Genomic DNA, 26,458 nt, shown 5'->3' with positions numbered 1-26,458 from the left:
GTCACCGCGGTGGCCGTCAGCAAATGATGAGCGGCGAATCGTCGCACGGAACAGGGAGTTAGTCATGGCAGATCCGGCACGCGCCAGGAAGATGGCCGACCGCATCAAGGTCATCGTGGCCAAGCGGCTCGAACGCGGACTGCGTGACCCGCGGCTCGGATTCGTGACGATCACGGATGTGAAGGTGACCGGCGACCTGCAGCACGCCTCGGTGTTCTACACCGTCTACGGCAACGCCGAGGAACGCGCCGACAGCGCCGCAGCCCTCAAGGCGGCAACCGGGATGCTGCGCAGCGAGGTCGGCAAGAACATCACGGCCAGGCTCACGCCATCCCTCGAATTCATCGCCGACGCCATCCCCGAGAACGCCGCGTTGATCGACGATCTGCTCCGGGAGGCGCGCGAGCGCGACACCGAGGTCGGCGAACTCGCCCGCACGGCCAAGTACGCCGGCGACGAGGACCCGTACGTCAAGCCCCGCGAATACGACGAGGATGACGAAGACGAGGACGACGAGGACGAGGCTCCGGCCGCCCACGCGCACACCGAGGACCCGGCGAACTAGCCGCGACCGGCGGCGACCCGGCCTACTCGGCCAGGTAGCGCACGAACCGGTACTCGATGCCCGTTCGCGAGGTGTGCCAGCCCTGCCCGGGGTCGACGTCGGCCCGCCGCCAGCCCGCCGGGATGGCCGGCGCATCCGTGTCTCCGGTGTAGTCGGCGTTGATCTCGGTGATCTCGAGCACGTCTGCAGCGCCGATCGTGAGCGCGAAGATCTCCCGGCCGCCGATCACCCAGGCGTCGGCGCCGGTCACGAGGGCCAGGGCGTCATCGACGGAGTGCGCCACCAGTGCGCCATCCGCCGTCCATCCGGGCTGGCGGGTGATCACGATGTTGGTGCGGCCGGGCAACGGGCGGAACCGGGGCGGGAGCGAGTCCCAGGTTCGCCGTCCCATCAGCACGGCGCCTCCGTTGGTCAACGCCTTGAAATGGGCGAGATCCTCGGGGAGGTGCCACGGCATCGCACCGTCGAACCCGATGATCCCGTTGCTGCTCTCGGCCCAGATCAGCCCGAGGGTCATACCGCGACCTGGCCCTTGATCGCCGGGTGGTGCTGGTAGTTCTCCAGGACCAGGTCCTCGAAGGTGTAATCGAACAGGCTGTCCCGCGGGGTCTGGATGCGCAGGGTCGGCGCGGGGAAGGCGCTGCGGGTCAGCTGCTCGGTGACCTGGGCGACGTGGTTGTCGTAGATGTGGCAGTCCCCGCCGGTCCAGACGAACTCACCGAGCTCCAGCCCGGCCTGGGCCGCCACGAGCTGGGTCAGCAGCGCGTAGCTGGCGATGTTGAACGGCACGCCGAGGAACAGGTCGGCGCTGCGCTGGTACAGCTGGCAGGAGAGCTTGCCGTCGGCGACGTAGAACTGGAACAGGGCGTGGCAGGGTGCCAGGGCCATCTTCGGGATGTCCGCCACATTCCAGGCCGAGACGATCATCCGGCGCGAGTCGGGGTCGGTGCGGAGCGTGTCGATGACCTGGGCGAGCTGGTCGATGCTCTCGCCGGATGCCGTCGGCCAGGATCGCCACTGCACGCCGTAGACCGGGCCTAGGTCGCCGTTCGCGTCGGCCCACTCGTTCCAGATGGTCACGCCGTGGTCGCGGAGCCAGTTCACGTTGCCGTCGCCGCGGAGGAACCAGAGCAGTTCGTAGGCGATCGACGGGAAGTGCACCCGCTTCGTCGTGACCAGCGGGAAACCGGCGGCCAGGTCGAAGCGCAGCTGGCGGCCGAAGACGCTCCTGGTGCCCGTGCCGGTGCGGTCGGCCTTGGCCGTCCCGTTGGCGAGGGTGTCGCGGAGGAGGTCTTCATACGGAGTCGGGATCGAAGCAGTCATCGCTACGATCGTACGGTCTTCCCGGCCGAATCGCCGCACGCCGGCGCGGTCGACGCGCGCGGATTCCGGCCGGACGGTCACTCGTGCGGCAGGGTGTAGCCGTCGTCGCCGTGCCGCACCGCGAGCCCGTCGGAGAGCAGGCCGGCCAGCGCGCGCCGGCGCTGGGGCGCATCCGGCCACAGGCCGTCGATCTCGGCGTCGGTCACGGGGCGGTGGGTGGCCCGGAGCTCGGCCATCACCAGGCCTCGCACCTGCCGGTCGCTGCCCTCGAACTTCTTCTGCACGGCCTTGCGCGGCCCGTCGTAGGCGGGGGATCCGGCGCCCACCCACGCGCAGTCATCCCGGATCGGGCAGGCGTCGCACCGGGGATTCCGGGCCGTGCAGACCACGGCCCCGAGTTCCATGATCGCGGCATTGAACGCGGCAGCCTCGGCACGGTCCGCCGGGAGCAGCGCGCTCATCGCGTCGAGGTCCCGGGTGCGGGAAGGCGGTGCGGGCTCGGCCTGGCCGCCGACCGCGCGGGCGATCACCCGGCGGGTATTGGTGTCGACGACCGGATGCCGGTGGCCGTAGGCGAAGGCGGCAACGGCCCGCGCGGTGTAGTCGCCGACCCCGGTGAGTGCCAGCAGGGCGTCGACGTCCTCCGGGACGACGCCGTCGTGGCGCCGGGTGATCTCCACCGCCGCGGCGTGCAGCCAGAGGGCGCGCCGCGGGTAGCCGAGGCTCGCCCAGGCGCGCACGGCCTCGCCGGGCGGCACGGCGGCGAGATCGGCCGGTGTCGGCCAGCGTTCGAGCCAGTCCTCCAGCCGGGGGATGACCCGGCTGACCGGGGTCTGCTGCAGCATGAACTCGCTGACCAGGGTGCCCCAGGCCGTGAAGCCGTCGCGTCGCCAGGGGAGGTCCCGGCCGTTGGCCCTGAACCAGGCCGTGATCGCGGGGACGATGCGTTTCGCCTGGGCTGTGACCTTCACGCTTTCTAACCTAGGGTCGATCCATGAAGCTTGTCTCCACACCCCGGACCGAATTCCTCCGCGACCTCGCCTCAGAGATCCTCGGACTCTACGGGCGCGGGCGCACGGTCGTGGCCGTGGACGGCACGGACGACGCGGCCCGCACGGCGTTCGCCGACGACCTGGCCGCCGTGCTGATCGAGCGCGAGCACCCGGCATTCCGTGCGTCGCTGGCCAACTTCCGGCGGTCACGGGCCGAGCAGGAACGGTTCGGCCCCGAGTCTCCTGAACGGCTCTTCCGGCACCTCTACGACTTCTCGCTGCTGCGCCGGGTGCTGCTCGACCCGTTCCGGATGGGCGGAAGCACCGGTTTCGTGACCCGGGCGTTCGACCCCGACCGGGACACCTGGATCGAACCGACCTGGCTGACCGGGCCAGCCGACGCCACCCTCGTCATCGACGGCGACTACCTGAACCGTGCGGAGCTGCGCGACCTCTGGCAGTACAGCGTGCTCGTCGAAACGGCGGACGAGGCCGCGGACACCCTCAGCGTCGTCCCGAGCGATGACGCCGGCGAGGTGGACGGCCCGGCCGATCGCGCCGCCGAGCAGGCCCAGGCCGACCGGCTCTACCGCACCGAGGTGCGACCGCGCAGCCGGGCCGCCGCCGTCGTCGACCTCACCGACCCGGCCCGGCCGCAGCGCAGGTTCTTCGACAGCTGCTGAGCTCCGCGGGCGGACGGGCGGACGGACGGGCGGCGGTTCAGCGCAGCGACAGCGCATCGAAGCGTGCGCAGACCTCGGCCGGCGTCAGCGCGGCGCCCGAAGCCTCGACCTCGTGCACCAGCGCCGTGAGCAGCACATTCACCGGAGAGGCCAGCCCGGCCGGCCCGGCCTCTCGCACGACGGCCCCGTTCAGGAAATCAATCTCGGTGCGCTGGCCGCGCCGGAGGCTCTGCAGGGTGGAGCCGAGGTTCGGCACATCACCCATCCGCGCCCGCATCATCCGGGGCAGCACCTGGCCCACCGCCAGCGGCAACCGGGAGAACAGGCGCAGCCGGGCGTCGCCGAGTCCTTGCAGGGCTCCGAACCGCACCCCGCGGCTCATCCCCACCCGCACGGTCTCGCGCATGCTGGCGGTCAGCACCCGGCGGAGGCCGGGGTGGTCGACGACCTCCTGCACGCTGAGGCCGGTGACGGCCGGCAGCGAATTGAGCATGTTCACGACCAGCTTCGTCCACTGCGCCCCGACGAAGTTGTCGATCACCTTCGTGGGCACGGCCTCGGCCAGCACGTGCCGCCACCGGGCGGCCTGGGCGTCGGCGGGGCCGGAGCCCCGGCCGAGGTAGGTCGGTGCCGGGGTGGTGATGGTAACCCGGCCGGGCGACGTGTAGTTCGCGGCGATGATCGACAGGGCGCCGAAGCATTCCGAGCGCGGCAGCAGCCGGGACGCCGTGGCCACCCCGTCGAGACCGTTCTGCACGACGATCACGGGGGAGCCGTCGAGAACGGCCGCGTTGTCGGCGATGGCGGCGGCGGCATCCTGCGCCTTGGTGCAGACCAGGGTCAGCTCGGGCGTTTCCACGAGGCGTTCCAGGGCCGTCGGGCGGGCGTGCGCCTCGCCGAAACCGCCGCTGAGACGGATGCCGTCGGCCCGGATGGCGGCCAGCCCGGCCCCGCGCGCCGTCACTGTCACGTCATGACCGGCCCGGGCCAGCAGGGTGGCGAAGGTGCCGCCGAGGGCGCCCGTTCCGATTACCGCGATCTTCATGGCCCCAGCCTAGGTCGCGCCGTGTGGGTGGAGCGCCGCCGGATTGGCGGCTACCATGACTAGGTGAGCGACGATTCCGGGCAGCCAGACAACGGGCCGCAGGCTCGGCCCCAGCGGATGAGCGGCTCCGCCAGCGGGCTGGTGCTCATCGACAAACCGCAGGGCTGGACCAGCCACGACGCCGTCGCCCGCACCCGTCGCCTCGCCGGTACGCGCAAGGTCGGCCACGCCGGCACGCTCGACCCGATGGCCACCGGACTCCTCATCCTGGGTATCAACAGTTCGACCCGGCTGCTCACCTATGTCGTCGGCCTGGACAAGGAATACCTCGCCACGATCAGGCTGGGCGCCGCGACCACGACGGACGACGCCGAGGGCGAGGAGGTCGGCCGAGCCCCCGCCGGCACCGTCGCCGCGATCACGACCGAGGCCGTCGCCGCCGGGATCCGGGCGCTCACCGGCGCGATCAACCAGCAGCCGAGCGCCGTCAGCGCCATCAAGGTCGACGGAGTGCGCGCCTACGCACGCGTGCGCGCCGGTGAGGCCGTCGACCTCCCGTCCCGCCCGGTGACGGTGAGTGCGTTCGAGCTGCTCGAGGCGACCTCCGTCGACGGGTTCCTCGACCTCGCGGTGCGGGTGGAATGCTCGTCCGGCACCTACATCCGTGCCCTCGCCCGCGACCTCGGCGCCGATCTCGGCGTCGGCGGGCACCTCACCAGTCTCCGCCGCACCCGGATCGGCCCGTTCCGCATCGACGAGGCCGGTCCCCTGGCCGAACTCGACGTGGCCAGGGCCCTGATCGGACCGGCGGCGGCGGCGACGCGCATCCTCGGCCGGCTCGACCTCACCGAGCAGCAGACCATCGACCTCGGCCACGGCAAGCGCATCGACGTCGGCGCCGGCCAGGACCGCAGCCAGGCCGGACCGGTCGCGGCCATCGCCCCCGACGGGCGGCTGGTCGGCCTGGTCGAGTTCCGCGGCGGACAGGCCAAGTCCCTCGTCAACTTCCCGTCGGACGAGGCACCGGCCTCCGCCGCTTCGGCGGCGACCCCTCCCGGCACGGACGGTGCCGCGTGATCGAGTGGTTCACCTGGGCCCAGGTCGCGGTCGCCGTCGGCGGCGGCCTGCTCTGCATCGCCCTCGGGCTGCTCGGCCGCAAGCCCACCGACCTGTCGATGGGAGCGGCCGCCCTCGTCGAACTGCTCCTCCTTGCGCAACTCGTCGTGGCGATCGTCGCCCCGTTCACGGGCAACACCGCCAGCGGGAGCCTGCTCGAGTTCTACACCTACCTGGTCAGCGCGCTCCTGGTGCCCGTCGCCGCGGCGATCTGGGCCTTGATCGAGCGCAGCCGGTGGAGCACGGTCATCCTCGGCGCGGCCTGCCTGGCCGTCGCCGTCATGCTCTACCGGATGCTGCAGATCTGGACGGTGCAGGGCCTGTGAGAAAGCGTTCACCGGATGCTGCGATAATTACGAAGCCATGACTGGACCCCAGAACGACGCCGACGTGAAGACCGCCGTGGATGCCCCGACCCGCCGGGTGACCGGCATCGGCCGGGTGCTGATCGCCGTGTACGGCCTCCTGGCGCTCGCCGCCACCGGCCGGTCGTTCGTGCAGATCGCGGAGAGTTTCGCGGACGCTCCACTTTCTTACTCCCTGTCCGCCCTCGCCGCGGTCGTCTACATCGTCGCCACGATCGCCCTCGTCCGGAGCGGGCGCGGCTGGTACCGGGTCGCCTGGATCACGATCGGCTTCGAACTGCTCGGTGTGCTCGTGATCGGCACGCTCAGCCTCGTCGATCCCGCGCTGTTCCAGCACAAGACCGTGTGGTCGGTGTTCGGGCGAGGCTACGGCTTTGTGCCCCTGGTTCTTCCGCTGCTGGGCATGTGGTGGCTCGCCCGCCGGGCTCCGGGCCGCGCATGAGGATCATCAGGGGACTCGGCGAGATCCCGGCCGATTGGCCGGCCTCCGCCGTGAGCATCGGCAAGTTCGACGGCGTGCACGCCGGCCACCGTGCCGTCATCGCCGAGTTGAAGGCCCTCGCCGACGCCGAGGGGCTGGCCTCGGTCGTGGCCACCTTCGACCGGCATCCGCTCGCCCTCCTGGCGCCGCACGAATGCCCTCAGGCCCTGATCAGCACCGAGCAGAAACTGAACCTCCTCGGCGAGACCGGCGTCGACGCCGTGCTCGTGCTCGAGTTCAACGAGACGCTCGCCGCCCTCCCGGCAGAGGAGTTCATCGACTCCGTGCTCGTCAACGGCCTGCACGCCAGGCACGTCCTCGTCGGCCGGGACTTCCGGTTCGGCGCCCGCGCCGCCGGCGACGTGCACCTGCTCCAGCGTCTCGGCGCCTCGGACGGGTTCGACGTGCGCCTCATCGACGATGTGAAGCCCGACAGCATTCGCCGGGTGTCGTCGACCTGGATCCGGGAGTTGCTCTCCCACGGCGACGTGCTCGCGGCCACCGGCCTGCTCGGCCACGTGCCGACCGTTCGCGGCGAGGTCGTGCACGGCGCGGCCAGGGGCCGGGAACTCGGCTTCCCGACCGCGAACCTGTCGCCGGAGTCCGAGGGGCTCATCCCGGCCGACGGCGTCTACGCCGGCTGGCTGACGGATGCCGGCGTGCGCTACCCGGCGGCGATCTCGGTGGGCAACAACCCCACCTTCGACGGTGTGGCCCAGAAGCAGGTCGAGGCCTATGTGCTCGACCGGGAGATCGACCTCTACGACCACGTCGTGGACGTGTCGTTCGTCGAGCGGATTCGGGGCATGGTCGCCTTCACTGGGATCGAGCCGTTGATCGTGCAGATGCGCGACGACGTCGAACGCGTGCGCCACCTGCTGTCCTGAGCCGCCGCCGTTCGCGGCTGTCGGGATCAAGGCACCAGTTCTCGATCGGCTCGACTGCCGTCGCCGCGCCGGTTCCGGCAGGGCGCGCCCGCGCCCGCGGGCGCGCCCTGCGGAAACGGGCGCGGTCAGGTCCCGTCCGGTCCGCCGGTGATCGAGCTTGTCGAGATCAGGCACCGGGCCTAAGCCGAGGCGCGCCGCCCGCCCGGCGTGAAGCCCTCCCGGCCGAACAGGAACAGCACGATGTTTTCGGCTGTGCCCTCGAACGGCGATCCCCGGCCGACGCGCCAGAGCGCATCCGTTGCGACCAGGGTGCGCCGGCGCAGAACGGCCTTCACCGGGGTGGGCGCGATCAGCGCGCGGCGGAGCGCCACCGCTCCGGTCACGGTCGGCGCCACCGGCAAGGGGAGGTTCAGCGCGCGGGCGATGTCGAAGCCGTGCACGACGGCCTCCGTCAACTCGGTGACGCCATGGCGGCCGACACCCGCCAGCCGGTCGGCGGCGATCCGGCGCAACGCGCCGACGAGCGCTGCCGGCTCCGCCTCCGCCGCGGCCCGGCTGAGCACATCGATTCCTCGGTTCGGGTTCAGGAACCGACCGTCCAGCATCGCGCGGCCCAGGCTGCGCACCAACTCCGTGTTTGTGACGCCGAGCCGCCAGACCAGGTGGCCGGCGACATCGCGCACCCGCCACTCGCCGCACAGGCTCGGAGCCTCCCACTGTTCGGAGCTCAGCCCGGCCAGGAGATCGGCGACGGCCGTCAAAGTCTCCGCGAGCGGCGTGCTCCAATCGGAACCGGCCCCTGACTCATCGACGGCCGGACGTTGACTGAATGGAAGGTACTTCGCGAATTCCGGCATGGTGTCCAGCCTAGACTTGCCCGGTGATCGACACCCCGCACCGGCAGAGTTCCTGATCGCGACCGGCCTCTCGATCGGCCTGGCCGGCGCTGTGATCTCCCGCCCGCACCTGCTCGAGGACGATTTGCGCGCGACACGCTGACCGAGGCCGGCCGGAGCCGCCGGCCTCAGGGAACCAGCCCAGTGCCGGTCGCAGTAGCGGTCGCGCTGCCGCTCACCGTGCCGGTCGCGGCGGCCTCGGCAGCCGCGTCCTCGTCGTCCCGGCGCATCGCAGGAAGGGCGATGGTGGCGAGCAGGCCGAGCAGGATGATGCCGGCCGCGCTGAGGGTGGTGATCCGGGCTGCCCCGACCATCGCCGTCTCGGCTGCGGCCTGGGCGGCGGCTCCGTTCGGCAGCGCACCGAGTTCAGGGATGGCCGCCCCGGCCGAACCCTTGACGATGCCCACGATCTGCTGCTGGGCGGCAATGTCGAGGCCCGGCACCGAGCGGAGATTGTCAGTGGTGGCCGTGGCGAGCGTGGAGACCAGCAGCGTGCCGAGCAGGGCGATTCCGAGCGCCGACCCCAGCTGCCGCACGGTGCTCTGCAGCCCCGACGCCTGCCCGCTCTGGCTGACCGGCACGTCGGCGAGGATCACGCTGGTCAGCTGCGCCGTGGCCATGCCGACCCCGGAGCCGTAGACGAAGAGCCAGGCCGCCAGGACCCAGCCGTTGGCGGTGAGGCTGATGCTCAGGCCCAGGCCGGTGATGGCGACGGCTTCGAGGAGCAGGCCGATCCGAACGACGGAGCGACCGCCGAGCCGGCGGGTGAGCTGTGGTGTGCCGCCCGAGATGAGGAACGTGCCCACCGCGAGGGCGAGGATGAGCAGCCCGGTGTCCAGGGCGGTGTAGCCGAGCGCGCCCTGCAGGAACAAGGGCAGGGCGAAGAGCATGCCGAATTCGCCGAGGGCGACGACCAGCGCTGCGATGCTGCCGTAGCGGAAACTGCGGATGCCGAACAGGGTCAGGTCGAGCAGCGCCGGCCTGTGCGAGCGGGCCCGAGAGCGCTCGACGAGCAGGAAGGCGGTGAGCATGGCGACGCCGAGCGCGAAGGCCACCGGCACGGGCGACACCGACCAGGACCAGCTGAAACCGCCGAGTGTGAGCGGCTCGGTGGTGGTCCACCAGCCGTATCGCTGGCCTTCGATCAACCCGAAGACCACGGCGCCGAGGCCGAGGATCGACAGCACCACGCCCGGGGCATCCGCACCGCGTTCGGCGTGCGGGTCCTTGGTCTCCGGCACCCAGAGCAGGGCGCCGACCAGCACGATGATCGTGATCGGGATGTTGATCAGGAAGGCCCAGCGCCAGCTGAAGTCGGTCGTCAGCCAGCCGCCGACGAGCGGTCCGACGGCCGCCATCCCGCCGATGGTCGAGCCCCAGATCGCGAAGGCGATCCCGCGTTCCCGCCCCGTGAACAGGGCGTTGATCGTCGAGAGGGTGGCCGGAAGGATCATGGCGCCGCCGGCGCCCTGCAGCAGCCTGGCCGCGATCAGCGTCGTGGCGGAGTCGGACAGCGACGCCAGCAGGCTCGCGACGCCGAACACGACGATGCCCACGATGAGGAGGCGCCGCCGGCCGAAGATGTCCCCGATCCGGCCGACGGTGATCAGCAGCGCCGCGAAGACCAGGGCGTAGACCGAGTTGACCCACTCGGCGTCGGAGGCGGTCAGGTTGATGTCCCTGATGAGGACGGGGAGCACGACGTTCACGACGGTCGCGTCCATGATGATCACGGACACGGCCAGGGCGATGATCGGCATGGCCTTCCACCGCTTCGGATTCAGTGTGGTGCCCTGGCGTGCGTCGGTCACGATGGTCTTCCGCTTCTCTCGGTCTTGCTGACAGGTCTGTCAGTATCATAGGCCCCGCAGGGAGTGGCTCGTACACTGGATCATCCGGCGGAACTGCCGGGCGAGGGGATGCCATGCCGAAGATCGCAGCGCCGAGTGTCGCTGAGCATCGACTGCGCCAGCGGGAGGCGCTGCTCCGCGCCGCCACCGAGCTCCTTGTCACCGGGGGAGTGAGCGCCGTGACTCCCGCGGCCGTCGGTGCGGCCGCCGGGCTGTCCCGGCCCGGCGTCTACCAGTACTTCTCCTCCGGGGCCGACATCCTGGCCGCGGTGATCGAGGACGCGTTCCCGCGTGCCAATGAGTCGCTGCGGACCGCGCTCGACGGTGTGGCCGGGCCGGAACGGAGACTTGAGACCTACGTGCGCGAGACGCTGCGCCTGGCCGCCGAAGGTGCGCACCGCCCGGCCGCGGCGCTGGCCGCGGCGCAGCTTCCCGTCGAGTGCCTGGCCAGGCTGGGGGAACTGCACCGAGAGCAGGCGGCCCCGTTCCTGGCGGCGCTGGACGAGCTGGAGGTGCCTGAGCTGCAGCTCACCGCTCGGCTGCTGGCCGGAGTGATCGAGGCAGCGATGGGCGCGATCGACACGGGAGCGTCCCTCGACCTGGTCACGGAGCACACGCTCGCGCTGGTTCGCTTCGCCGTGGCGCCCCGACCGTAGGCAGTCGGCCGCCGTTGACGCGCCAGGAGGATCAGGTGACGAGGGCGGCCCGGTGAATGAGGGCGGCGGCACCGATCAGCGGGCCGTCCCCGGAGAGAGCGGACGGCACCACCCGCACCCGCCGCGCGAACTCGAAGACCGTTCGTTCGTCCACGGCCGCGCGCACGAAGCCGAACAGGTCGGGCGTCACGTGCGAGAATCCGCCGCCGATGGCGACGACGTCCAGGTCGACGAGGTTGGTGGCCGAGGCGATGGCCTGGCCGATCGCGCGGCCGGCGCGGCGCACGGCGGCCATGGCGACCGGGTCGCCGTCGGCGTAGGAGGCCGAGAGCTCCTCGCCGGTCGTGCCGGACCAGCCCTGGGTCCTGGCCCAGGCCACGGTGCGGGGGCCGGATGCGACGGCCTCCAGGCAGCCGATCCCGCCGCAGGCGCACCGGTCGTCGAAACCGCCGACCTCGATGTGGCCGATGTGGCCGGCGTTGCCGCTCGGCCCCGACACCGTGGTGCCGCCGAGGATGAGCCCGCCGCCGACGCCGGTGGACACCACCATGCCCATCAGGCTGTCAACGCCCTGTCCTGCCCCGAGCCAGTGCTCGGCCAGTGTGATGCACAGGCCGTCCAGTCGCACCCGCACCGGGACATCCGGCACCAGCCGTTCGACCAGGTCCCGGAGTGGATACCCGCGCCAGGCGGGGAGATTCAGCGGCGAGACGGCGCCGTCGGCCACGGCGATCGGCCCGGCGCTGCCGATTCCGGCGCCGGCGAGGTCCGACCCGGCCGGCAACCCGGCGAGGGCCCGGCCGACGACCGACCCGACCGCGTCGGCGAGTTGCTCGCTCGTGGCTGTCGGTCCGGTCGGGGAGCGATGCCGGCTGGATGCGAGGACGGCACCGTGGTCGTCGACCAGTGCGGCCTCGACCTTGGTGCCTCCGAGGTCGACGGCGAGCGCGTAGGTAGGGGACATGATCCGAGCCTAGAACGTGACATCCGTTCGCCCGAGTGCTCAGATGAGCAAGATTCCAAACAGATGTTGATCGGGGCGGGCCGGCATCCTAGGCTGGTCCCAAATCGGATGGAGCGCACCAGAGTGATCGACACTGACGAACTGCTGTCAATTCGTGCCGCTGAGCTGTACTACGAGGAGAACAAGACGCAGGACGAGATCGGCACCCTCCTCCGTCTGACCCGGTGGAAGGTGGGCCGGCTGCTCGCCCAGGCCAAGGCCAGCGGGTTCATCCGGATCGAGATCGTGCACCCCCGCGCCCGTCGGCTCTCCGTCGAGCGCAGGCTCCGGGAGGCGACCGGCCTGACTGATGCGATCGTGGTGTCCTCGGCGGGAGTTGCCGGCGACGAGGAACTGCAGTCCCGCACCGCGCAGGCCGCCGCCGACTATCTGACCGGCCTCCGCCCGGTGCCCCGAACCCTCGGGATCAGCTGGGGCCGCACCCTGCACGAGGTCGCCCTGCACCTCAAGCAGGGCTGGGCGCACGGGGTGAACGTCGTGCAGATCAACGGCGGCGTCAGCCTCAACCGTCGCGCCGGGACCGCGGCGGCGACCGCGGTGAACATCGCGCACAAGGCGGCCGGCGCGGCCACGCTGTTGCCGAGCCCGGCCATCCTCGAACGCTTCGAGACGAAGCAGGCGATCGAGTCCGACCGTGCCGTCGCCGCCGTGCTGAACCTCGCCACCGCCGCGTCGGCCTACCTCTTCAGCGCCGGACAGGCCGACGAGAACTCGGCGCTGGTCGACAGCGGCTACCTCACCGTGGAACAGGTCGCCGAACTCGTGCGCAAGGGCGCCGTCGGCGACATCGTCGGCCGGTACATCGACAGCAACGGCAACATCGTCGACCCGGAACTCGACGGGCGCACCGTGGGCATCCAGCTCGAGCAGTTGCGCCAGGCGAAGACGGCGATCGCCGTGATCGCCGGCGGATCGAAGCACGCCATCGCCCGCGCCATTGTCGGCAGCGGGCTCTGCACCGTCCTGGTGACCGACGAAGACACCGCGCTCGCCATCCTCGGCGATGAAGCGTGACCAACCCAAACCGCAAGGACAACTCATGACTAGCAGTCAATCGGCCATGGCCCAGCTGGACACCGGGGAACGTGCATTGGCTCTCCTCGGCGGCGAGGCCACCGACGCCAACCTGCGCCGGTACCTGCACGGCATCCCGGGGATCGACGCCGTCGGGCTCGAACAGCGCGCGGCCGACCTCGGTTCGCGCTCGGTGAAGACCAGCTCGAAGAAGTGGGCGCTCGACAAGATCATCAGCCTGATCGACCTCACCACCCTCGAGGGCGCCGACACCCCCGGCAAGGTGCGCTCCCTGGTCGGCAAGGCGCTCACCCCCGACCCGGGCGACCCTGCCTGCCCCCGCGTCGCCGCGGTCTGCGTCTACGGCGACCTGGTTCCCATCGCCGTGGAGGCGCTCGGCTCCTCCCACGCCGCCGGCTCCGCCACCGGCATCAACGTCGCGGCCGTCGCCACCGCCTTCCCGAGCGGGCGGGCATCCCTCGCCGTCAAGCTCGCGGATGTCGGCGACGCCGTCACCGCGGGCGCCGACGAGATCGACATGGTCATCGACCGGGGCGCGTTCCTCTCCGGCCGGTTCGGCCAGGTCTACGACGAGATCGTCGCCGTGAAAGAGGCCTGCAAGCGGGCCGACGGAAGTTACGCCCACCTCAAGGTGATCCTCGAAACCGGGGAGCTGAACACCTACGACAATGTGCGCCGTGCGTCCTGGCTGGCCATCCTGGCCGGCGGCGACTTCATCAAGACCTCGACCGGCAAGATGGCGCCCGCCGCGACGCTGCCCGTCACCCTGTCGATGCTCGAGGTCGTGCGGGACTGGAAGCGCCTCACCGGCGCCAGGGTCGGCGTCAAGCCGGCCGGCGGCATCCGCACCTCCAAGGACGCCATCAAGTACATCGTGACCGTCGCCGAGACCGTCGGCGAGGAATGGCTCACCCCCAGCCTGTTCCGGTTCGGCGCCTCGAGCCTGCTCAACGACGTGCTGATGCAGCGCCAGAAGATGACCACCGGGCACTACTCCGGCCCCGACTACGTGACGATCGACTAAGGGAATCACCCATGAGCTTTCTTGACTACGCTCCGGCACCGGAGTCCCAGGCAGTGCTGAACCTCCGCTCCGACTACGGCCTGTTCATCAACGGCGAGTTCGTCGCCGGACGCGGCGAACCGTTCCAGACCATCAACCCGGCCACCGAGAAGCCGATCGCGATGATCGCGCACGCCAATACGGCGGATGTCGACACCGCCGTCGCCGCGGCCCGCCGCGCCTACGACCGCACCTGGTCGAAGCTCTCCGGCAGTGACCGCGGAAAGTACCTCTTCCGGATTGCGCGCCTCGTGCAGGAACGTGCCCGCGAGCTCGCCGTCGCCGAGACCCTCGACAACGGCAAGCCGATCAAGGAGAGCCGCGACGTCGACGTCCCCCTGGTTGCCGCGTGGTTCTTCTACTACGCGGGTTGGGCCGACAAGCTCGATCACGCCGGCGTCGGACCGACCCCGTCCTCCCGCGGCGTCGCCGCCCAGGTGATCCCGTGGAACTTCCCCCTGCTGATGCTGGCGTGGAAGATCGCCCCGGCCCTCGCCGCCGGGAACACGGTCGTGCTGAAGCCCGCCGAGACCACCTCGCTGACCGCACTCCTGTTCGCCGAGATCCTGCAGCAGGCCGACCTGCCCGCCGGGGTCGTGAACATCGTCACCGGTGGCCGGGAAACCGGCCAGGCGCTCGTCGGCCACCCCGACGTCAACCTGGTCGCCTTCACCGGCTCGACCGGGGCCGGCCGGGCCATCGCCCGCTCGGTCGCCGGAACCGACAAGAAGGTCATCCTCGAACTCGGCGGCAAGGCCGCGAACATCGTCTTCGATGATGCGCCGATCGACCAGGCCGTCGAGGGGATCGTCAACGGCATCTTCTTCAATCAGGGTCACGTCTGCTGCGCGGGAAGCCGGCTGCTGGTGCAGGAGAGCATCCACGACGACGTCATCGACCGGCTCAAGCAGCGCCTGTCGACGCTGCGGCTCGGCGACCCGCTCGACAAGAACACCGACATCGGCGCCATCAACAGCGCCGACCAGCTGCGCCGCATCCGTGAGCTCACCGAGATCGGGGAGCAGGAGGGCGGCGAACGCTGGAGCCCGGCGTGCGTGCTGCCGGACAGCGGCTTCTGGTTCGCACCGACGATCTTCACCAATGTGTCCACCAGCCACCGCATCGCCAGGGACGAGGTCTTCGGCCCGGTGCTGTCGGTGCTCACCTTCCGCACTCCGGCCGAGGCCATCGCGAAGGCGAACAACACGCCGTACGGCCTGTCCGCCGGGATCTGGACCGAGAAGGGCAGCCGCATCCTCGCCGTCGCCGACAAGCTGCGTGCCGGAGTGATCTGGGCGAACACCTTCAACCGGTTCGACCCGGCCAGCCCTTTCGGCGGCTACAAGGAATCCGGCTACGGACGCGAGGGCGGCCGCCACGGCCTCGCCGCGTACCTCAAGCCCGCCGCCGGCCGGTCCGCCGCCCGCACCGTCACGGCGGCTTCCGCCGCCTCGCCCGAGCTCGATGCGAAGGCCCCTGTCTCACGAAAGAAGGCCGCAAAGTGACCCGCCTCGCCGTTCCCAAGACCTACAAGCTCTACATCGGCGGCAAGTTCCCGCGCAGCGAATCCGGCCGGGTCTACGAGATCCGTTCCCACGGCGGGGACTTCCTCGCCAACGCCGCGAAGGCCAGCCGCAAGGACGCCCGCGACGCGGTCGTCGCGGCACGGTCGGCCCTCGGCGGCTGGGCCGGTGCCACGGCGTACAACCGCGGACAGGTGCTCTACCGCATCGCCGAGCTGCTCGAGGGCCGCCGTGTGCAGTTCATCGACGAGATCGTGCAGACCGAGGGCGTGACCACGGCTGCGGCATCCGCCCAGGTCGACGAGGCGATCGACCGCTGGGTATGGTACGCGGGCTGGGCCGACAAGTACGTGCAGGTCGCCGGAAACGCGAACCCGGTCTCCGGGCCGTACTTCAACATCTCCGTGCCCGAACCCACCGGCGTCGTGGCGATCATCGCCCCGCAGTCGGGCGGTTCGCTGCTCGGGCTGGTCAGCGCGGTCGCCCCTGCCCTCGTGGCCGGGAACACCGTCGTCGTGGTCGCGAACGAGACCATGCCGCTGTCCGCGGTCAGCCTCGGCGAGGTGCTCGCCACCAGCGACGTGCCCGGCGGGGTCGTGAACATCCTCACCGGTTCGCCGGCCGAGATGGCGCCGTGGCTGGCCAGCCACGCCGATGTGAACGCCATCGACCTCGTCGGGGCCGGTGACCTCGACTGGGTGCACCTGCAGATCGACGCCGCCGAGACCCTCACCCGGGTGCTGCAACCGGAGAACGGCCCGGATGCCGCGAGCCCGTCGCTCGCCCGCATCGTGGCGTTCACGGAGACCAAGACGATCTGGCACACAAAAGGCCTGATCTAGGTCACCAGGATCTCGACAGGCTCGACCACCGCGGTGGTCGAGCCTGTCCGGTGGTCGAGCTTGTCGAGACCCGGCTACTCCTCGTGCGGCCGCTCGGTGTTGTCGTCGCGCAGCAGGTCCTCGAGTGCCTGGTCGACCTCGTCGAGCACGGGCTCCGCGCCCTGGGCCGAACTGGTCAGCCGGGCGACGAGGCTCTGTGGATCGTCGAGGTCGGCGCTCGTGGGCAGAAGGTCGGGGTGCGCCCAGAGCTGGTCGCGCGCCTCGTTGCCGACCGCATCCGTCACGGCCTGCCACATGGCGGCGGCCTCCCGCAGCCGGCGGGGCCGGAGTTCCAGCCCGACCAGGGTGGAGAAGGCGGACTCGGCGGGGCCGCCGGAGGCCCGGCGCCGCTTCACGGTTTCCGCGATCGCGTCCGCCTTGGGCAGCCGCCCCGTCGCCTCCATCGTCACCACGTCGACCCAGCCCTCGACAAGGGCGAGCATGGTCTCCAGACGGTCGAGTGCCGCTAGTTGCGCGTCGGTCTTCGGCGGGATCAGCGACCCGTTCACCATCGCCTGGCGCAACTCCTCGGGGTTGGACGGGTCGAAGCCCTCCGCCAGTTCCTCGAGCCGACTGGAATCGATGTGGATCCCGCGCGCGAAGTCGGTGATCGAACTGATCAGGTGCAGCCGGAGCCAGCGGGAATGACGGAAGAGCCGCGCGTGCGCGAGTTCGCGCACCGCCAGGTAGATCTGCACCTGGTCGGCGGGCACGTCGAGGCCCTCACCGAACTCGGCGACGTTCTGGGGGAGCAGGGCGGCCTGCTGGTCGCTGAGCAGCGGAATCCCGACGTCGCCGCCGGAGACGACCTCGCTCGCGAGCTGGCCCACGACCTGCCCGAGCTGCATCGCGAAAAGGGTGCCGCCGATGCTGCGCATGACCTGGCTCGCGCCGGCCATCATGCCCTGCAATTCCTCGGGGGCCTGTTCGGTGAGCACCCGGGTCAGCGAGTCGGAGATGCTGGTCGCGACCGGCTCGGCGAGCTGGATCCAGAGCGGCATGGTCGCGGTGACCCATTCCTTGCGGGTCATCAAGCGCGGTGAGGTGGTGAGTTCGGCCACGGAGATCACCTCGTCCAGCCAGAGAGCCGCGATGTGGAAGGCCTGGTCGAGCTCCGCGCGCTCCTTCGGGGTCGGTGAGAGAGCCCCGGCGGCCGCCCGTTCCTGGCCCTGGCTGAGCGCGATGTCCCAGTTGATGGCGCCGTCGCCTCCGCCGCGCAGGGCACCCTGCAGCTGGCTCATCAACGCGGCGATGCTGGCCGGGTCGTTGGGCAACCCGGCGGCCCCGGCGAGCTGGCTCGGATCGATCGACGACTTCCCGGACAGGATGTCGCGCAGCATGTCCCGGAACTCGTCTTCAGGATTGTGACCCTCTTCGGGTCGTGAGTCGTCGGCCACTTCAGGCACCTCTCAGTCGCGTGCCTCTACGCTATCCGGAGATCACCTGTCCGAGCTGGGAAATGTCCTACGCTGGTGGGTCTGGTGTCCGCCTGTCGCGAACACGCAACCTGGAAGGAACCCGGTGGCCCTTTTCACCGATGACGCGCCACCGTCCGGCGAACATCCGCATCGAACGGGCCGCGCCGGACGGGCCGGCTGGATCGTGCTCGGCGTCGCCCTCACAATCGGCCTCGTCCTCGGCGTGACCCCCTCGCCCTACGTGATCGAGAAGCCGGGACCGGTCTATAACACGATCGGCACGGCGAAGCACAACGGCACCGAGACGCCCCTGATCACCATCCCCGGAGAGACTGTCTACCCGACCACGGGCAGCCTCGACCTGCTCACGGTGTCGCTGGTCGGAAACCCCGATAACCGGCCGAGCTGGCTGAAGGTCGCCGCGGCCTGGCTCGACCCCAGCCAGGCGGTCATCCCGATCGACGCAGCCTTCCCGCCGAACGTGACGACCAAGCAGCGTGACGAGGAAAACCAGGCCATGATGGTCAACTCGCAACAGGATGCCATCGCCGCGGCCCTGACCAGCCTCGGCTACGACTACCCGACCGTCGTGTCCGTCGTCTCCCTGCCCAAGGACTCCCCGGCCCAGGGGATCATGAAGGCCGGCGACCAGGTCGTGTCCGTCAACGGCGCCGCGGTGGCCGACATCGCCGCGCTGCGGAAGGCCCTCAAGGCCAACGGCACTGAGACTCCCGCCAGCATCGGCATCCTCCGCGACGGCAAGAACCTCACCGTGCAGGTCGCCCCCGTGAAGTCCTCCACGGGCGGCGCCGTGGTCGTCGGAATCAACGTCACGACCTCCTACGATTTCCCGTTCGACGTGAAGATCCAGCTCGACCAGGTGGGCGGGCCGAGCGCCGGAATGATGTTCGCCCTCGGGATCATCGACAAGCTCACGCCGGGTGCGATCCAGGGCGGGGCGGATGTCGCCGGCACCGGAACCATCGACCAGGCCGGCACGGTCGGCCCGATCGGCGGCATCCGCCAGAAGCTCGAGGGCGCCAGCGCGGCCGGCGTCGACTGGTTCCTGGCACCGGCGGACAACTGCAACGAGGTCACCGGGCACATCCCCGACGGGCTCAAGGTCTTCGCGGTGAAGACGCTCGACGACTCGCTCGCGGTGCTGGACGCCATCCGCATCGACGGGGACCTGTCCAAACTGCCCACCTGCCCGGCCGGGTGATCCGGGGCCCGCAGCAGGCGGGCCCGAACAGCAGGACCCCGCAGGACCCCACGGCCGGCGTCCGTCCCTCAGCCGGGCAGGCGCCGCGCCCGGGCGGCGAGCCGCTCGAGCTCGGGGCGGATGCCGATGTCCGCCACGACGATCCGGCCGGCCAGGGCTGCGGCCGGTCCGAGTGTCAGACCGGTCTTGCAGCCGCCGAAGGTCACCGTGAGATCCGCCGGCAGGACCGTGGGGTCCGGAACCGATCCGTCGTCCACGCCGATGCCGCCGCCCGCTCCATCAGCGGCACTCCCGCAGCCAGGTACGACCGTTCGGCTTCGCGCATCTCGGCCGAAGTATAGGTTTCCACGCGGACAGAATACGCCGGAGGTGCCGGGCCGTCCGAGCGGACTGCCGCCGACGGGTCAGACACCGGCATCCGTCCCTTCCGGGGAGGTTCAGAGCCTCGCGGTCAACGTGCAGGTACGGAACGAAACCCCTGTCTAGACTAGACGTTGACCCTTATCGGACAGAGCAAGAGGCCAATTCGTGAGCACAAATTCATCCGCGGGCATCCCCCGACGGAGCAGAGCCCCCCTCGCCATTACGGCCGCGATCATCGCGGGGCTGGTGATTGTGTTCTTCATCTTCGCCGGACTGTACGCGGATGTGCTCTGGTTCGACCAGCTCGGCTTCCTCAGCGTGCTGACCACCCAGTGGCTCGCGGGCACGGTGCTGTTCCTGATCGGCTTCGTCGCCATGGCCCTCCCGGTCTGGGTGAGCATCCAGATCGCCTACCGGCTCCGCCCCGTCTACGCCAAGCTGAACTCACAGCTCGACCGGTACCAGCAGGTCATCGAGCCGTTGCGTCGCCTGGCGATGTACGGCGTCCCGGCACTGCTCGGCCTGTTCGCCGGCGTTGCCGCCGCGACCCGCTGGCAGGTCGTGTTGATGTGGCTGAACCGCACCCCCACCGGCAAGACCGACCCTCAGTTCGGTTTCGACGTCTCGTTCTACCTCTTCGACCTGCCCTTCTTCCAGGCCCTGCTCGGTTTCGCGTCGGCCGTCGTGCTGATCGCGGCCATCGTGGCCGCCGCGACCAGCTACCTGTACGGGTCGATCCGGGTGAGCGGACGCGACGTGCTCGTCGCCCGTGCGGCCAGGATCCAGATCGCGGTCACCGCCAGCCTCTACCTGCTGCTCCAGGCGGTGAGCATCTGGTTGGACCAGTACTCCACCCTCACCGACACGAACGAGCTGTTCACCGGGGCCGGCTACACCGACGTCAACGCCACCATCCCCGGACGGGCGATCCTCGCCGGGATCGCGGCCGTCGTCGCCATCCTCTTCCTGGTCACGGCGGTCATCGGCCGCTGGCGACTGCCCGTCATCGGCACCGCGCTCCTGATCGTGAGCAGCCTGCTGCTCGGCTCGCTCTACCCGTGGGTGGTGCAGCGCTTCCAGGTCGTCCCCAGCGCCAAGACGCTCGAGTCGCCCTATATCAAACGCAACATCGACCTCACCAGGGATGCCTACGGCCTGGCCGACGTCGAGGAGGTTCCCTACAACGCGAGCACCACGGCCGAGCCCGGTGCGCTCCGCGCCGACGCCGAGACGACCGCGAACATCCGCATCCTCGACCCGGCCCTGGTCAGCGACGCGTTCAGCCAGCTCGAGCAGTTCAAGCAGTACTACCAGTTTCCGTCGAACCTCGACGTCGACCGCTACACGATCGACAAGAAGTCCCAGGACACCGTGGTCGCCGTGCGCGACCTCAAGCTGTCGGGCCTCAACGCCGGCGCCACCTGGGTGAACTCGACGATCGTCTACACCCACGGGTACGGCGTCGTGGCGGCCTACGGCAACCAGCGGTCGGCCGACGGCCAGCCCGTGTTCCTCGAGTCCGGCATCCCCAGCAGCGGGTCGCTCGGCAAGTACGAGCCGCGGGTGTACTTCGGCGAGAGCTCGCCGACCTACTCGATCGTGGGAGCCCCTGAGGGCAGCAAACCGGTCGAACTCGACTACCCGTCCGGCACGGAGGGGGCCCAGCAGACCTACACGACCTTCACCGGCAACGGCGGTCCGAAGCTGGACAACCCGTTCAACAAGCTGATCTACGCGCTCAAGTTCCAGTCGGAGCAGATCTTCCTCGCCAACGACGTCAATGAGAAATCGCAGATCCTCTACGACCGCGACCCGGTCACCCGGGTGCAGAAGGTGGCGCCGTACCTCACCCTCGACTCCGACGCCTACCCGTCGGTCGTCGACGGGCGCCTGAAGTGGATCGTCGACGGCTACACCACCTCGGCCGGCTACCCGTACTCGACCCCGGTCGGGCTGAGCGACGCGATCGCCGACACCGAGACGCCGCCGCAGCCGTTCGCGCTCGACAACATCAACTACATGCGCAACTCCGTCAAGGCCACTGTCGACGCCTACGACGGCTCGGTCACGCTCTACGCCTGGGACGACCAGGAACCGATCCTGAAGACGTGGCAGAAGATCTTCCCGTCGACGATCAAGCCGATGAGCGCCATGAGCGGCGACCTGATGAGCCACGTGCGCTACCCGGCGGACCTCTTCAAGGTGCAGCGCAAGGTGCTCGGCAAGTACCACGTCACCGACCCCGGTTCGTTCTACTCGGTCGACGACGCCTGGACCACGCCGAACGACCCGGTGTCGCCGTCGACGAACACGACCCTGCAGCCGCCGTACTACCTCACCATGCAGGTGCCCGGGTCGGAGAAGCCGGCGTTCACGCTGTATTCGACCTTCATCCCCGATGCGACCGGCGCGACCAGCCGTAACGTGCTCACCGGCTACCTGGCCGTTGATGCGGATGCCGGTTCCACCGACGGCAAGCGTGCCGCCGGGTACGGCAAGATCAGGCTGCTCACCCTGCCGAAGGATGACACCGTCCCCGGTCCCGGACAGGTGCAGGCGAAGTTCAACGCCGACCCGACCGTGTCCACCCAGCTGAACCTGCTCAAGCAGGGCCAGTCCAAGGTGCTCAACGGCAACCTGCTCACACTGCCCGTCGGCGGGGGACTGCTGTACGTGCAGCCCGTCTACGTGCAGTCGACCGGTGAGACCAGCTACCCGCTGCTGCAGAAAGTGCTCGTGGCGTTCGGCGACCAGATCGCGTTCGAGGACACCCTCGACAAGGCGCTCGACGTGCTCTTCGGCGGTGACTCCGGTGCCAACGCCGGCGACACCAGCGTGCCGCCGACCACGACGACCCCGCCGACCACCGGAACGACCACGCCGCCGACGTCGACCGGCGACCCGGCGAAGGATGCCGAGCTCAAGTCGCTCCTGGCCGTCGCCAAGCAGGCGCTCAGCGACAAGCAGGCGGCGCTGTCCGCCGGCGACTTCGCCGCCTACGGTGCCGCGGACAAGAAGCTGGCCGACACCATCGCCAGCATGCTGGCGCTGCTGGGCTAGCCCGGCAGGCACCATCCGCCACGCGCGGGTGCCGTGCCGCTCCGCCGGTGGATCTCCCACCGGCGAAGCGGGACGGCACCCGCGTTTCGGCGTCTGGGCCGGTGAGAGCGGCGCCCGTGAAAACGGGGGCCGTGGTCGGCCGGTTCGCGAGGCTGTGGTAAATTTGTACTTGTAGCGCGGGGTGGAGCAGTTCGGTAGCTCGCTGGGCTCATAACCCAGAGGTCGTAGGTTCAAATCCTGCCCCCGCAACCAATAACCCCCGGAATCCTCGCGATTCCGGGGGTTTTCTCGTTCCCGGCCACTCCTGCGAGGATGGGGCGCGGGGCGGTCAACCGGATCCTCCAGTGATCCAGGGAGAGTCGCATGCCTCAGCGTCAGTCTGACCCGACCGCCACGGTGCAGGCGGCCGGCCTCGGCACCGAGTTCTTCCGCCGCGGGCTCGACGCCCTTCCCGACGGTGCGCTGGCGGGGGAGTCCCTGCTTCCCGGCTGGAGCCGCGCGCACGTCGTGGCCCACGTCGGCTGCAACGCCCTCGCCCTCGGCCGACTGGCGCAGTGGGCCTCCACCGGCGTTGAGACGCCGATGTACGCCTCTGCGGAGGTGCGCAACACCGAGATCAGGGAGGGCGCCCTGCTCGCCCCCGACGCGCTGCGGCGGCTCTTCGGCGACTCGGCGGCCCACCTTGCCGCGTGCTGGGGTGACTTGCCAGAATCCCGGTGGGACTATCCGGTGCGGAACGGCCAGGGCGCCATGGTCCCCGTGTCGGAAACGCTGTGGATGCGCACCCGGGAGGTCTGGATCCACGCCGTCGACCTGAACGCGGGCGCCTCGTTCCAGGACATTCCGGTACCGGTGCTCGAGCGCATCCTCGGCGACATCACCGGGGCCTGGCAGGCCAGGGGTGAACCGGGCATCCGTCTGACGCCCACCGATTCCGAGAGCGCCTCCAGGGGGGCGGCGGATGCGGAGGTGCAGCTCAGCGGCTCCCTCGCCGCCCTCACCGCCTGGGCCGCCGGCAGAGGCACCCGGGGAGTGTCCTCCGGCGCGGGGGACATCCCCGCGCCGCCGCGCTGGCTCTGAACGCCGGCACAAAGAACGGCCCCGCACCTTTCGGTGCGGGGCCGTTCTGCATTCAGCGGGCGGTGAAGCCTACTTGGTTGCCTTGCGTGCGGGCTTCTTGGCGTCGCCGTGCTCTTCGGCGCCGGTCTTGATCGCTTCGTCCACGACGGCGGCGCGGTTGGCGCGCACCTCCTTGAACGAGGTGCCGTAGTACGCGGCTTCCATGATGGTCTTCATGTCGGCGAGCATCGGCATGCGCGGGTTGGCCGGTGCGCACTGGTCGCCGTAGGCGCCCATCGCGAGGGCGTCGAGGCGACCGATGAAGTCTTCCTCGTTGACGCCCTGGGCCTGGAAGGACGGCTTGATGCCGACCTGGTCGCGCAGCTTCTCGACGGCCTGGGCGTAGGACTCGATGCCCTCTTCAGGCGTCGAGGCCGGGAGGCCGAGGTGCTTGGCGATCTGCTGGAAACGCTCGGGAGCGATGTAGCTCTCGTACTTGGGCCAGCTGGTCAGCTTGGTCGGGATGAGCCCGTTGTAACGGATCACGTGCGGCAGGTACGTGGCGTTCACTCGACCGTGGATCAAGTGGAGCTGCGCACCCGTGACGTGGGCCATCGCGTGACAAATACCGAGGAACGCGTTACCGAAAGCCATTCCGGCGATCGAGGATGCGTTGTGCATCTTCTCGCGGGCCTTGATGACGCCGGCGTCCGTGCTGTTCGCCGTGCCGTTGGCGCTGATCGCGATGTTCTCGAAGATGAGCTTGATCGCGTGCAGGCACAGGCCGTCGGTGAAGTCGTTCGCATAGACGGAGACGTAGGCCTCTGTCGCGTGCGTCAGGGCATCGAAGCCGGAGTCGGCGACGAGGAACGACGGCATCGCAGCGGTCAGCGACGGGTCGATGATCGCGACGGTCGGCAGCAGGGCGTAGTCGGCGAGCGGGTACTTCACTCCGCTGACCTCGTCCGTGATGACGGCGAACGGTGTCATTTCTGAGCCGGTTCCCGAGGTGGTCGGGATGCAGACGAGCTTGGCGAGTTCACCGAGGTCGGGGAACTTGAACGCGCGCTTGCGCACGTCGAAGAACTTTTCCTTCATGTCGGAGAATTCGATTTCGGGGTGTTCGTAGAGGAGCCACATCACCTTGGCGGCGTCCATCGGCGAGCCACCGCCGAGGGCGATGATCGTGTCGGGCTTGAAGGCCCGCATCTCTTCGGCACCCTTGGTGACGGCGGCCACGGTCGGCTCGGGGAGCACGTTGTCGATGATCTGCAGCGACACGCGGTTCTCGCGGCGGTTGAGCACGTCGAGGATCTTGTCGACGAAGCCGAGCTTGGTCATGGTCGCGTCGGTGACGATGGTGACGCGTTCCACGTTGCGCATGTCCGTCAGGTAACGGATGGCGTTCGGCTCGAAGTACGTCTTGGCGGGGACCTTGAACCACTGCAAGTTGTTGTTCCTTCGACCGATCCGCTTGACGTTGATGAGGTTGATCGCCGACACGTTGTTCGACACGGAGTTGTGGCCGTACGAGCCACAGCCGAGGGTCAGCGAGGGGATGAAGGCGTTGTAGATGTCACCGATGCCACCGAGCGAGCTCGGGGCGTTGGTGATGATGCGAACGGCCTTGACACGCTTGCCGAACTCCTCGATGATCGCGGGGTTCTCGCTGTGGATCGAGCCGGAGTGGCCGAGACCGTCGAATTCCACCATCTGCTCGGAGAGCGAGATGCCTTCTTCGGTGTCCTTGGCGTGCAGCACGGCGAGGACCGGGGCGAGCTTCTCGCGGGTCATCGGCTCGTGCGGTCCAACGCTTGCAACCTCGACCAGGATGATCGACGTGTCTTCCGGAACGGTGAATCCGGCCTGCTGGGCGATCCAGACCGGCGACTTGCCGACGACGGAGGCGTTCAGCTTGGCGCCGCCGCAGTTCTCCGAGTTGGCCTGCACGCCGAAGATGAACTCTTCGAGCATGGTCTTCTCGGCCGGGGTGACCCGGTAGGCGTGGAGGAGCTTGAACTCGGCCATGGCCTCGTTGTAGAGGGGCTCTTCGATGATGACGGCCTGCTCCGAAGCGCAGATCATGCCGTAGTCGAAGGCCTTCGAGAGCACGACGTCGTTGACGGCACGCTTGAGCTTGGCGCTCTTCTCGATGAAGGCCGGCACGTTACCGGCACCGACACCGAGGGCCGGCTTGCCGCAGGAGTAAGCCGCGCGGACCATGGCGTTTCCACCGGTCGCGAGGATGGTGGCCACGCCCGGGTGGTTCATCAGCAGGGTGCTGGCCTCGAGCGAAGGAACTTCGATCCACTGGATACAATTCTTCGGCGCGCCGGCGGCGATGGCCGCGTCGCGCACGATGCGTGCGGCGGCAGCGGAGGATTGCTGGGCTGCGGGGTGGAAACCGAACACGATCGGGTTGCGGGTCTTAAGGGCGATAAGGGATTTAAAGATTGCGGTCGAGGTGCAGTTCGTCACCGGGGTGATTCCGCAGATAACGCCGACCGGCTCGGCGATTTCGGTGATGCCGGTAATTTCGTCGTGGCTGATAACGCCGACTGTTTTAAGGTTCTGCATGGAGTTCGTCACGTGCTCGCATGCGAACAGGTTCTTCACGGCCTTGTCTTCGAAGACGCCGCGGCCGGTTTCCTCTACAGCGTGAACAGCCAGTTCGGCATGCTTGCTGAGGGCCGCTACCGACGCCTTCTTGACGATGTGGTCGATCTGTTCCTGCGTGAAATTGGCATATTCGAGCAGTGCCTCGCTCGCGCCTTTAACCAGGGTGTCAATTGTTGTTGCAAGTGACTCGGTGACTGGTTTGTCGATTATTGTCATGGTGCCCCTCTTCGGCAGCCCAACTTGGGCTTTTCGCCTCTTAGCGTAATTCTACGACCCCGCGACGGGGGTCGCGCATCCGGGGCCTGGCGGTAGGACCGCGACCAGAGATACAT

The 26,458-nt window shown here is 69.3% G+C and carries 25 protein-coding genes and 1 tRNA gene; 16 read left to right on the top strand and 10 right to left on the bottom strand.

Features of this window, described 5'->3' with window-relative positions; genetic code table 11:
• Positions 1-64: 64 nt before the first annotated feature.
• Positions 65-565: a 30S ribosome-binding factor RbfA gene (rbfA, locus tag IWX89_RS06645; RefSeq protein ID WP_196902766.1), complete on the top strand. Its 501-nt coding sequence runs from the start codon at positions 65-67 to the stop codon at positions 563-565.
• Between the two features lie 22 nt (positions 566-587).
• Here rbfA and IWX89_RS06640 read toward each other — a convergent pair whose 3' ends face one another.
• The 3 genes from IWX89_RS06640 to IWX89_RS06630 form a co-directional block, all read right to left on the bottom strand.
• Positions 588-1,082: a dihydrofolate reductase gene (locus tag IWX89_RS06640; RefSeq protein ID WP_196902765.1), complete on the bottom strand. Its 495-nt coding sequence runs from the start codon at positions 1,080-1,082 to the stop codon at positions 588-590.
• Positions 1,079-1,888: a thymidylate synthase gene (locus tag IWX89_RS06635; protein ID WP_196902764.1), complete on the bottom strand. Its 810-nt coding sequence runs from the start codon at positions 1,886-1,888 to the stop codon at positions 1,079-1,081. The genes IWX89_RS06640 and IWX89_RS06635 overlap by 4 nt, the downstream gene beginning before the upstream one ends.
• Before the next feature lie 77 nt (positions 1,889-1,965).
• The gene (locus IWX89_RS06630; protein ID WP_307836452.1) at positions 1,966-2,859 is read right to left on the bottom strand and encodes an A/G-specific adenine glycosylase; all 894 of its coding nucleotides are present in this window, start codon (positions 2,857-2,859) and stop codon (positions 1,966-1,968) included.
• A 23-nt stretch (positions 2,860-2,882) separates the two neighbouring features.
• On the opposite strand from IWX89_RS06630, the gene IWX89_RS06625 reads away from it, so the two are divergent.
• The gene (locus IWX89_RS06625) at positions 2,883-3,563 is read left to right on the top strand and encodes a uridine kinase (protein WP_231382976.1); all 681 of its coding nucleotides are present in this window, start codon (positions 2,883-2,885) and stop codon (positions 3,561-3,563) included.
• A 37-nt stretch (positions 3,564-3,600) separates the two neighbouring features.
• On the opposite strand, the gene IWX89_RS06620 is transcribed toward IWX89_RS06625, so the two are convergent.
• On the bottom strand, positions 3,601-4,608 hold the full coding sequence (locus IWX89_RS06620) for a ketopantoate reductase family protein (RefSeq protein WP_196902761.1): 1,008 nt from the start codon (positions 4,606-4,608) through the stop codon (positions 3,601-3,603).
• Positions 4,609-4,725: 117 nt separating this feature from the next.
• On the opposite strand from IWX89_RS06620, the gene truB reads away from it, so the two are divergent.
• From truB to IWX89_RS06600, 4 genes are read left to right on the top strand one after another with little or no spacing between them, the layout of a single operon-like run.
• The gene (gene truB / locus IWX89_RS06615; protein WP_196902922.1) at positions 4,726-5,685 is read left to right on the top strand and encodes a tRNA pseudouridine(55) synthase TruB; all 960 of its coding nucleotides are present in this window, start codon (positions 4,726-4,728) and stop codon (positions 5,683-5,685) included.
• Complete coding sequence (locus tag IWX89_RS06610) at positions 5,682-6,050, top strand: hypothetical protein (RefSeq protein WP_196902760.1); 369 nt, start codon at positions 5,682-5,684, stop codon at positions 6,048-6,050. Before truB ends, IWX89_RS06610 begins: the two co-directional genes overlap by 4 nt.
• Positions 6,051-6,087: 37 nt before the next feature.
• The gene (locus tag IWX89_RS06605; RefSeq protein ID WP_196902759.1) at positions 6,088-6,531 is read left to right on the top strand and encodes a hypothetical protein; all 444 of its coding nucleotides are present in this window, start codon (positions 6,088-6,090) and stop codon (positions 6,529-6,531) included.
• Complete coding sequence (locus IWX89_RS06600) at positions 6,528-7,457, top strand: bifunctional riboflavin kinase/FAD synthetase (protein WP_196902758.1); 930 nt, start codon at positions 6,528-6,530, stop codon at positions 7,455-7,457. Before IWX89_RS06605 ends, IWX89_RS06600 begins: the two co-directional genes overlap by 4 nt.
• Positions 7,458-7,636: 179 nt before the next feature.
• Here the strand turns inward: IWX89_RS06600 and IWX89_RS06595 are convergent, their stop codons facing one another.
• Positions 7,637-8,314, bottom strand: a complete 678-nt coding sequence (locus IWX89_RS06595; protein ID WP_196902757.1) for a maleylpyruvate isomerase family mycothiol-dependent enzyme — start codon at positions 8,312-8,314, stop codon at positions 7,637-7,639.
• Between IWX89_RS06595 and IWX89_RS06590 the strand changes: the two genes are divergently transcribed.
• A complete protein-coding gene (locus tag IWX89_RS06590) occupies positions 8,313-8,456 on the top strand; it encodes a hypothetical protein (RefSeq protein WP_196902756.1) in 144 nt (47 codons plus the stop codon). The two genes, IWX89_RS06595 and IWX89_RS06590, sit on opposite strands and share 2 nt — an antisense overlap.
• A gap of 25 nt (positions 8,457-8,481) precedes the next feature.
• Here the strand turns inward: IWX89_RS06590 and IWX89_RS06585 are convergent, their stop codons facing one another.
• Positions 8,482-10,164 carry an MFS transporter gene (locus tag IWX89_RS06585; protein WP_307836451.1) on the bottom strand — a complete coding sequence of 561 codons (1,683 nt, stop codon included), beginning with the start codon at positions 10,162-10,164 and terminating at the stop codon, positions 8,482-8,484.
• 113 nt (positions 10,165-10,277) lie between these two features.
• Here IWX89_RS06585 and IWX89_RS06580 point away from each other — a divergent pair, with 113 nt between their 5' ends.
• Positions 10,278-10,859 carry a TetR/AcrR family transcriptional regulator gene (locus tag IWX89_RS06580; protein WP_196902755.1) on the top strand — a complete coding sequence of 194 codons (582 nt, stop codon included), beginning with the start codon at positions 10,278-10,280 and terminating at the stop codon, positions 10,857-10,859.
• Positions 10,860-10,890: 31 nt separating this feature from the next.
• On the opposite strand, the gene IWX89_RS06575 is transcribed toward IWX89_RS06580, so the two are convergent.
• Entirely contained in the window at positions 10,891-11,823 is a 933-nt protein-coding gene (locus IWX89_RS06575; protein ID WP_196902754.1) for an ROK family protein, read from the bottom strand.
• A 123-nt stretch (positions 11,824-11,946) separates the two neighbouring features.
• Between IWX89_RS06575 and IWX89_RS06570 the strand changes: the two genes are divergently transcribed.
• From IWX89_RS06570 to IWX89_RS06555, 4 genes are read left to right on the top strand one after another with little or no spacing between them, the layout of a single operon-like run.
• Complete coding sequence (locus IWX89_RS06570; RefSeq protein WP_196902753.1) at positions 11,947-12,897, top strand: sugar-binding transcriptional regulator; 951 nt, start codon at positions 11,947-11,949, stop codon at positions 12,895-12,897.
• A gap of 25 nt (positions 12,898-12,922) precedes the next feature.
• Positions 12,923-13,942, top strand: a complete 1,020-nt coding sequence (deoC, locus tag IWX89_RS06565) for a deoxyribose-phosphate aldolase (protein ID WP_231382975.1) — start codon at positions 12,923-12,925, stop codon at positions 13,940-13,942.
• An 11-nt stretch (positions 13,943-13,953) separates the two neighbouring features.
• A complete protein-coding gene (locus tag IWX89_RS06560; protein ID WP_196902752.1) occupies positions 13,954-15,486 on the top strand; it encodes an aldehyde dehydrogenase family protein in 1,533 nt (510 codons plus the stop codon).
• Positions 15,483-16,346 carry an aldehyde dehydrogenase family protein gene (locus IWX89_RS06555; RefSeq protein ID WP_196902751.1) on the top strand — a complete coding sequence of 288 codons (864 nt, stop codon included), beginning with the start codon at positions 15,483-15,485 and terminating at the stop codon, positions 16,344-16,346. The genes IWX89_RS06560 and IWX89_RS06555 overlap by 4 nt, the downstream gene beginning before the upstream one ends.
• Before the next feature lie 74 nt (positions 16,347-16,420).
• On the opposite strand, the gene IWX89_RS06550 is transcribed toward IWX89_RS06555, so the two are convergent.
• The gene (locus IWX89_RS06550) at positions 16,421-17,782 is read right to left on the bottom strand and encodes a zinc-dependent metalloprotease (protein WP_374220493.1); all 1,362 of its coding nucleotides are present in this window, start codon (positions 17,780-17,782) and stop codon (positions 16,421-16,423) included.
• Positions 17,783-17,906: 124 nt separating this feature from the next.
• On the opposite strand from IWX89_RS06550, the gene IWX89_RS18990 reads away from it, so the two are divergent.
• Positions 17,907-19,025: a PDZ domain-containing protein gene (locus tag IWX89_RS18990; protein ID WP_196902750.1), complete on the top strand. Its 1,119-nt coding sequence runs from the start codon at positions 17,907-17,909 to the stop codon at positions 19,023-19,025.
• A gap of 68 nt (positions 19,026-19,093) precedes the next feature.
• Here the strand turns inward: IWX89_RS18990 and IWX89_RS06540 are convergent, their stop codons facing one another.
• The gene (locus tag IWX89_RS06540) at positions 19,094-19,282 is read right to left on the bottom strand and encodes a hypothetical protein (protein WP_196902749.1); all 189 of its coding nucleotides are present in this window, start codon (positions 19,280-19,282) and stop codon (positions 19,094-19,096) included.
• Between the two features lie 271 nt (positions 19,283-19,553).
• Here IWX89_RS06540 and IWX89_RS06535 point away from each other — a divergent pair, with 271 nt between their 5' ends.
• The 3 genes from IWX89_RS06535 to IWX89_RS06525 all read left to right on the top strand — a co-directional run bounded on the left by IWX89_RS06535 (position 19,554) and on the right by IWX89_RS06525 (position 23,528).
• Entirely contained in the window at positions 19,554-22,448 is a 2,895-nt protein-coding gene (locus IWX89_RS06535; protein WP_196902748.1) for a UPF0182 family protein, read from the top strand.
• 175 nt (positions 22,449-22,623) lie between these two features.
• Positions 22,624-22,700: transfer RNA gene (locus tag IWX89_RS06530), tRNA-Met, on the top strand.
• 111 nt (positions 22,701-22,811) lie between these two features.
• Complete coding sequence (locus IWX89_RS06525; protein WP_196902747.1) at positions 22,812-23,528, top strand: maleylpyruvate isomerase family mycothiol-dependent enzyme; 717 nt, start codon at positions 22,812-22,814, stop codon at positions 23,526-23,528.
• Between the two features lie 69 nt (positions 23,529-23,597).
• On the opposite strand, the gene adhE is transcribed toward IWX89_RS06525, so the two are convergent.
• On the bottom strand, positions 23,598-26,342 hold the full coding sequence (adhE, locus tag IWX89_RS06520; protein ID WP_196902746.1) for a bifunctional acetaldehyde-CoA/alcohol dehydrogenase: 2,745 nt from the start codon (positions 26,340-26,342) through the stop codon (positions 23,598-23,600).
• Positions 26,343-26,458 lie beyond the last annotated feature (116 nt).

The organism is Cryobacterium sp. MP_M3 (assembly GCF_015752155.1).
Taxonomy (GTDB): Bacteria; Actinomycetota; Actinomycetes; order Actinomycetales; family Microbacteriaceae; genus Cryobacterium.
This window is presented reverse-complemented; position numbering and strand designations above follow the sequence as displayed.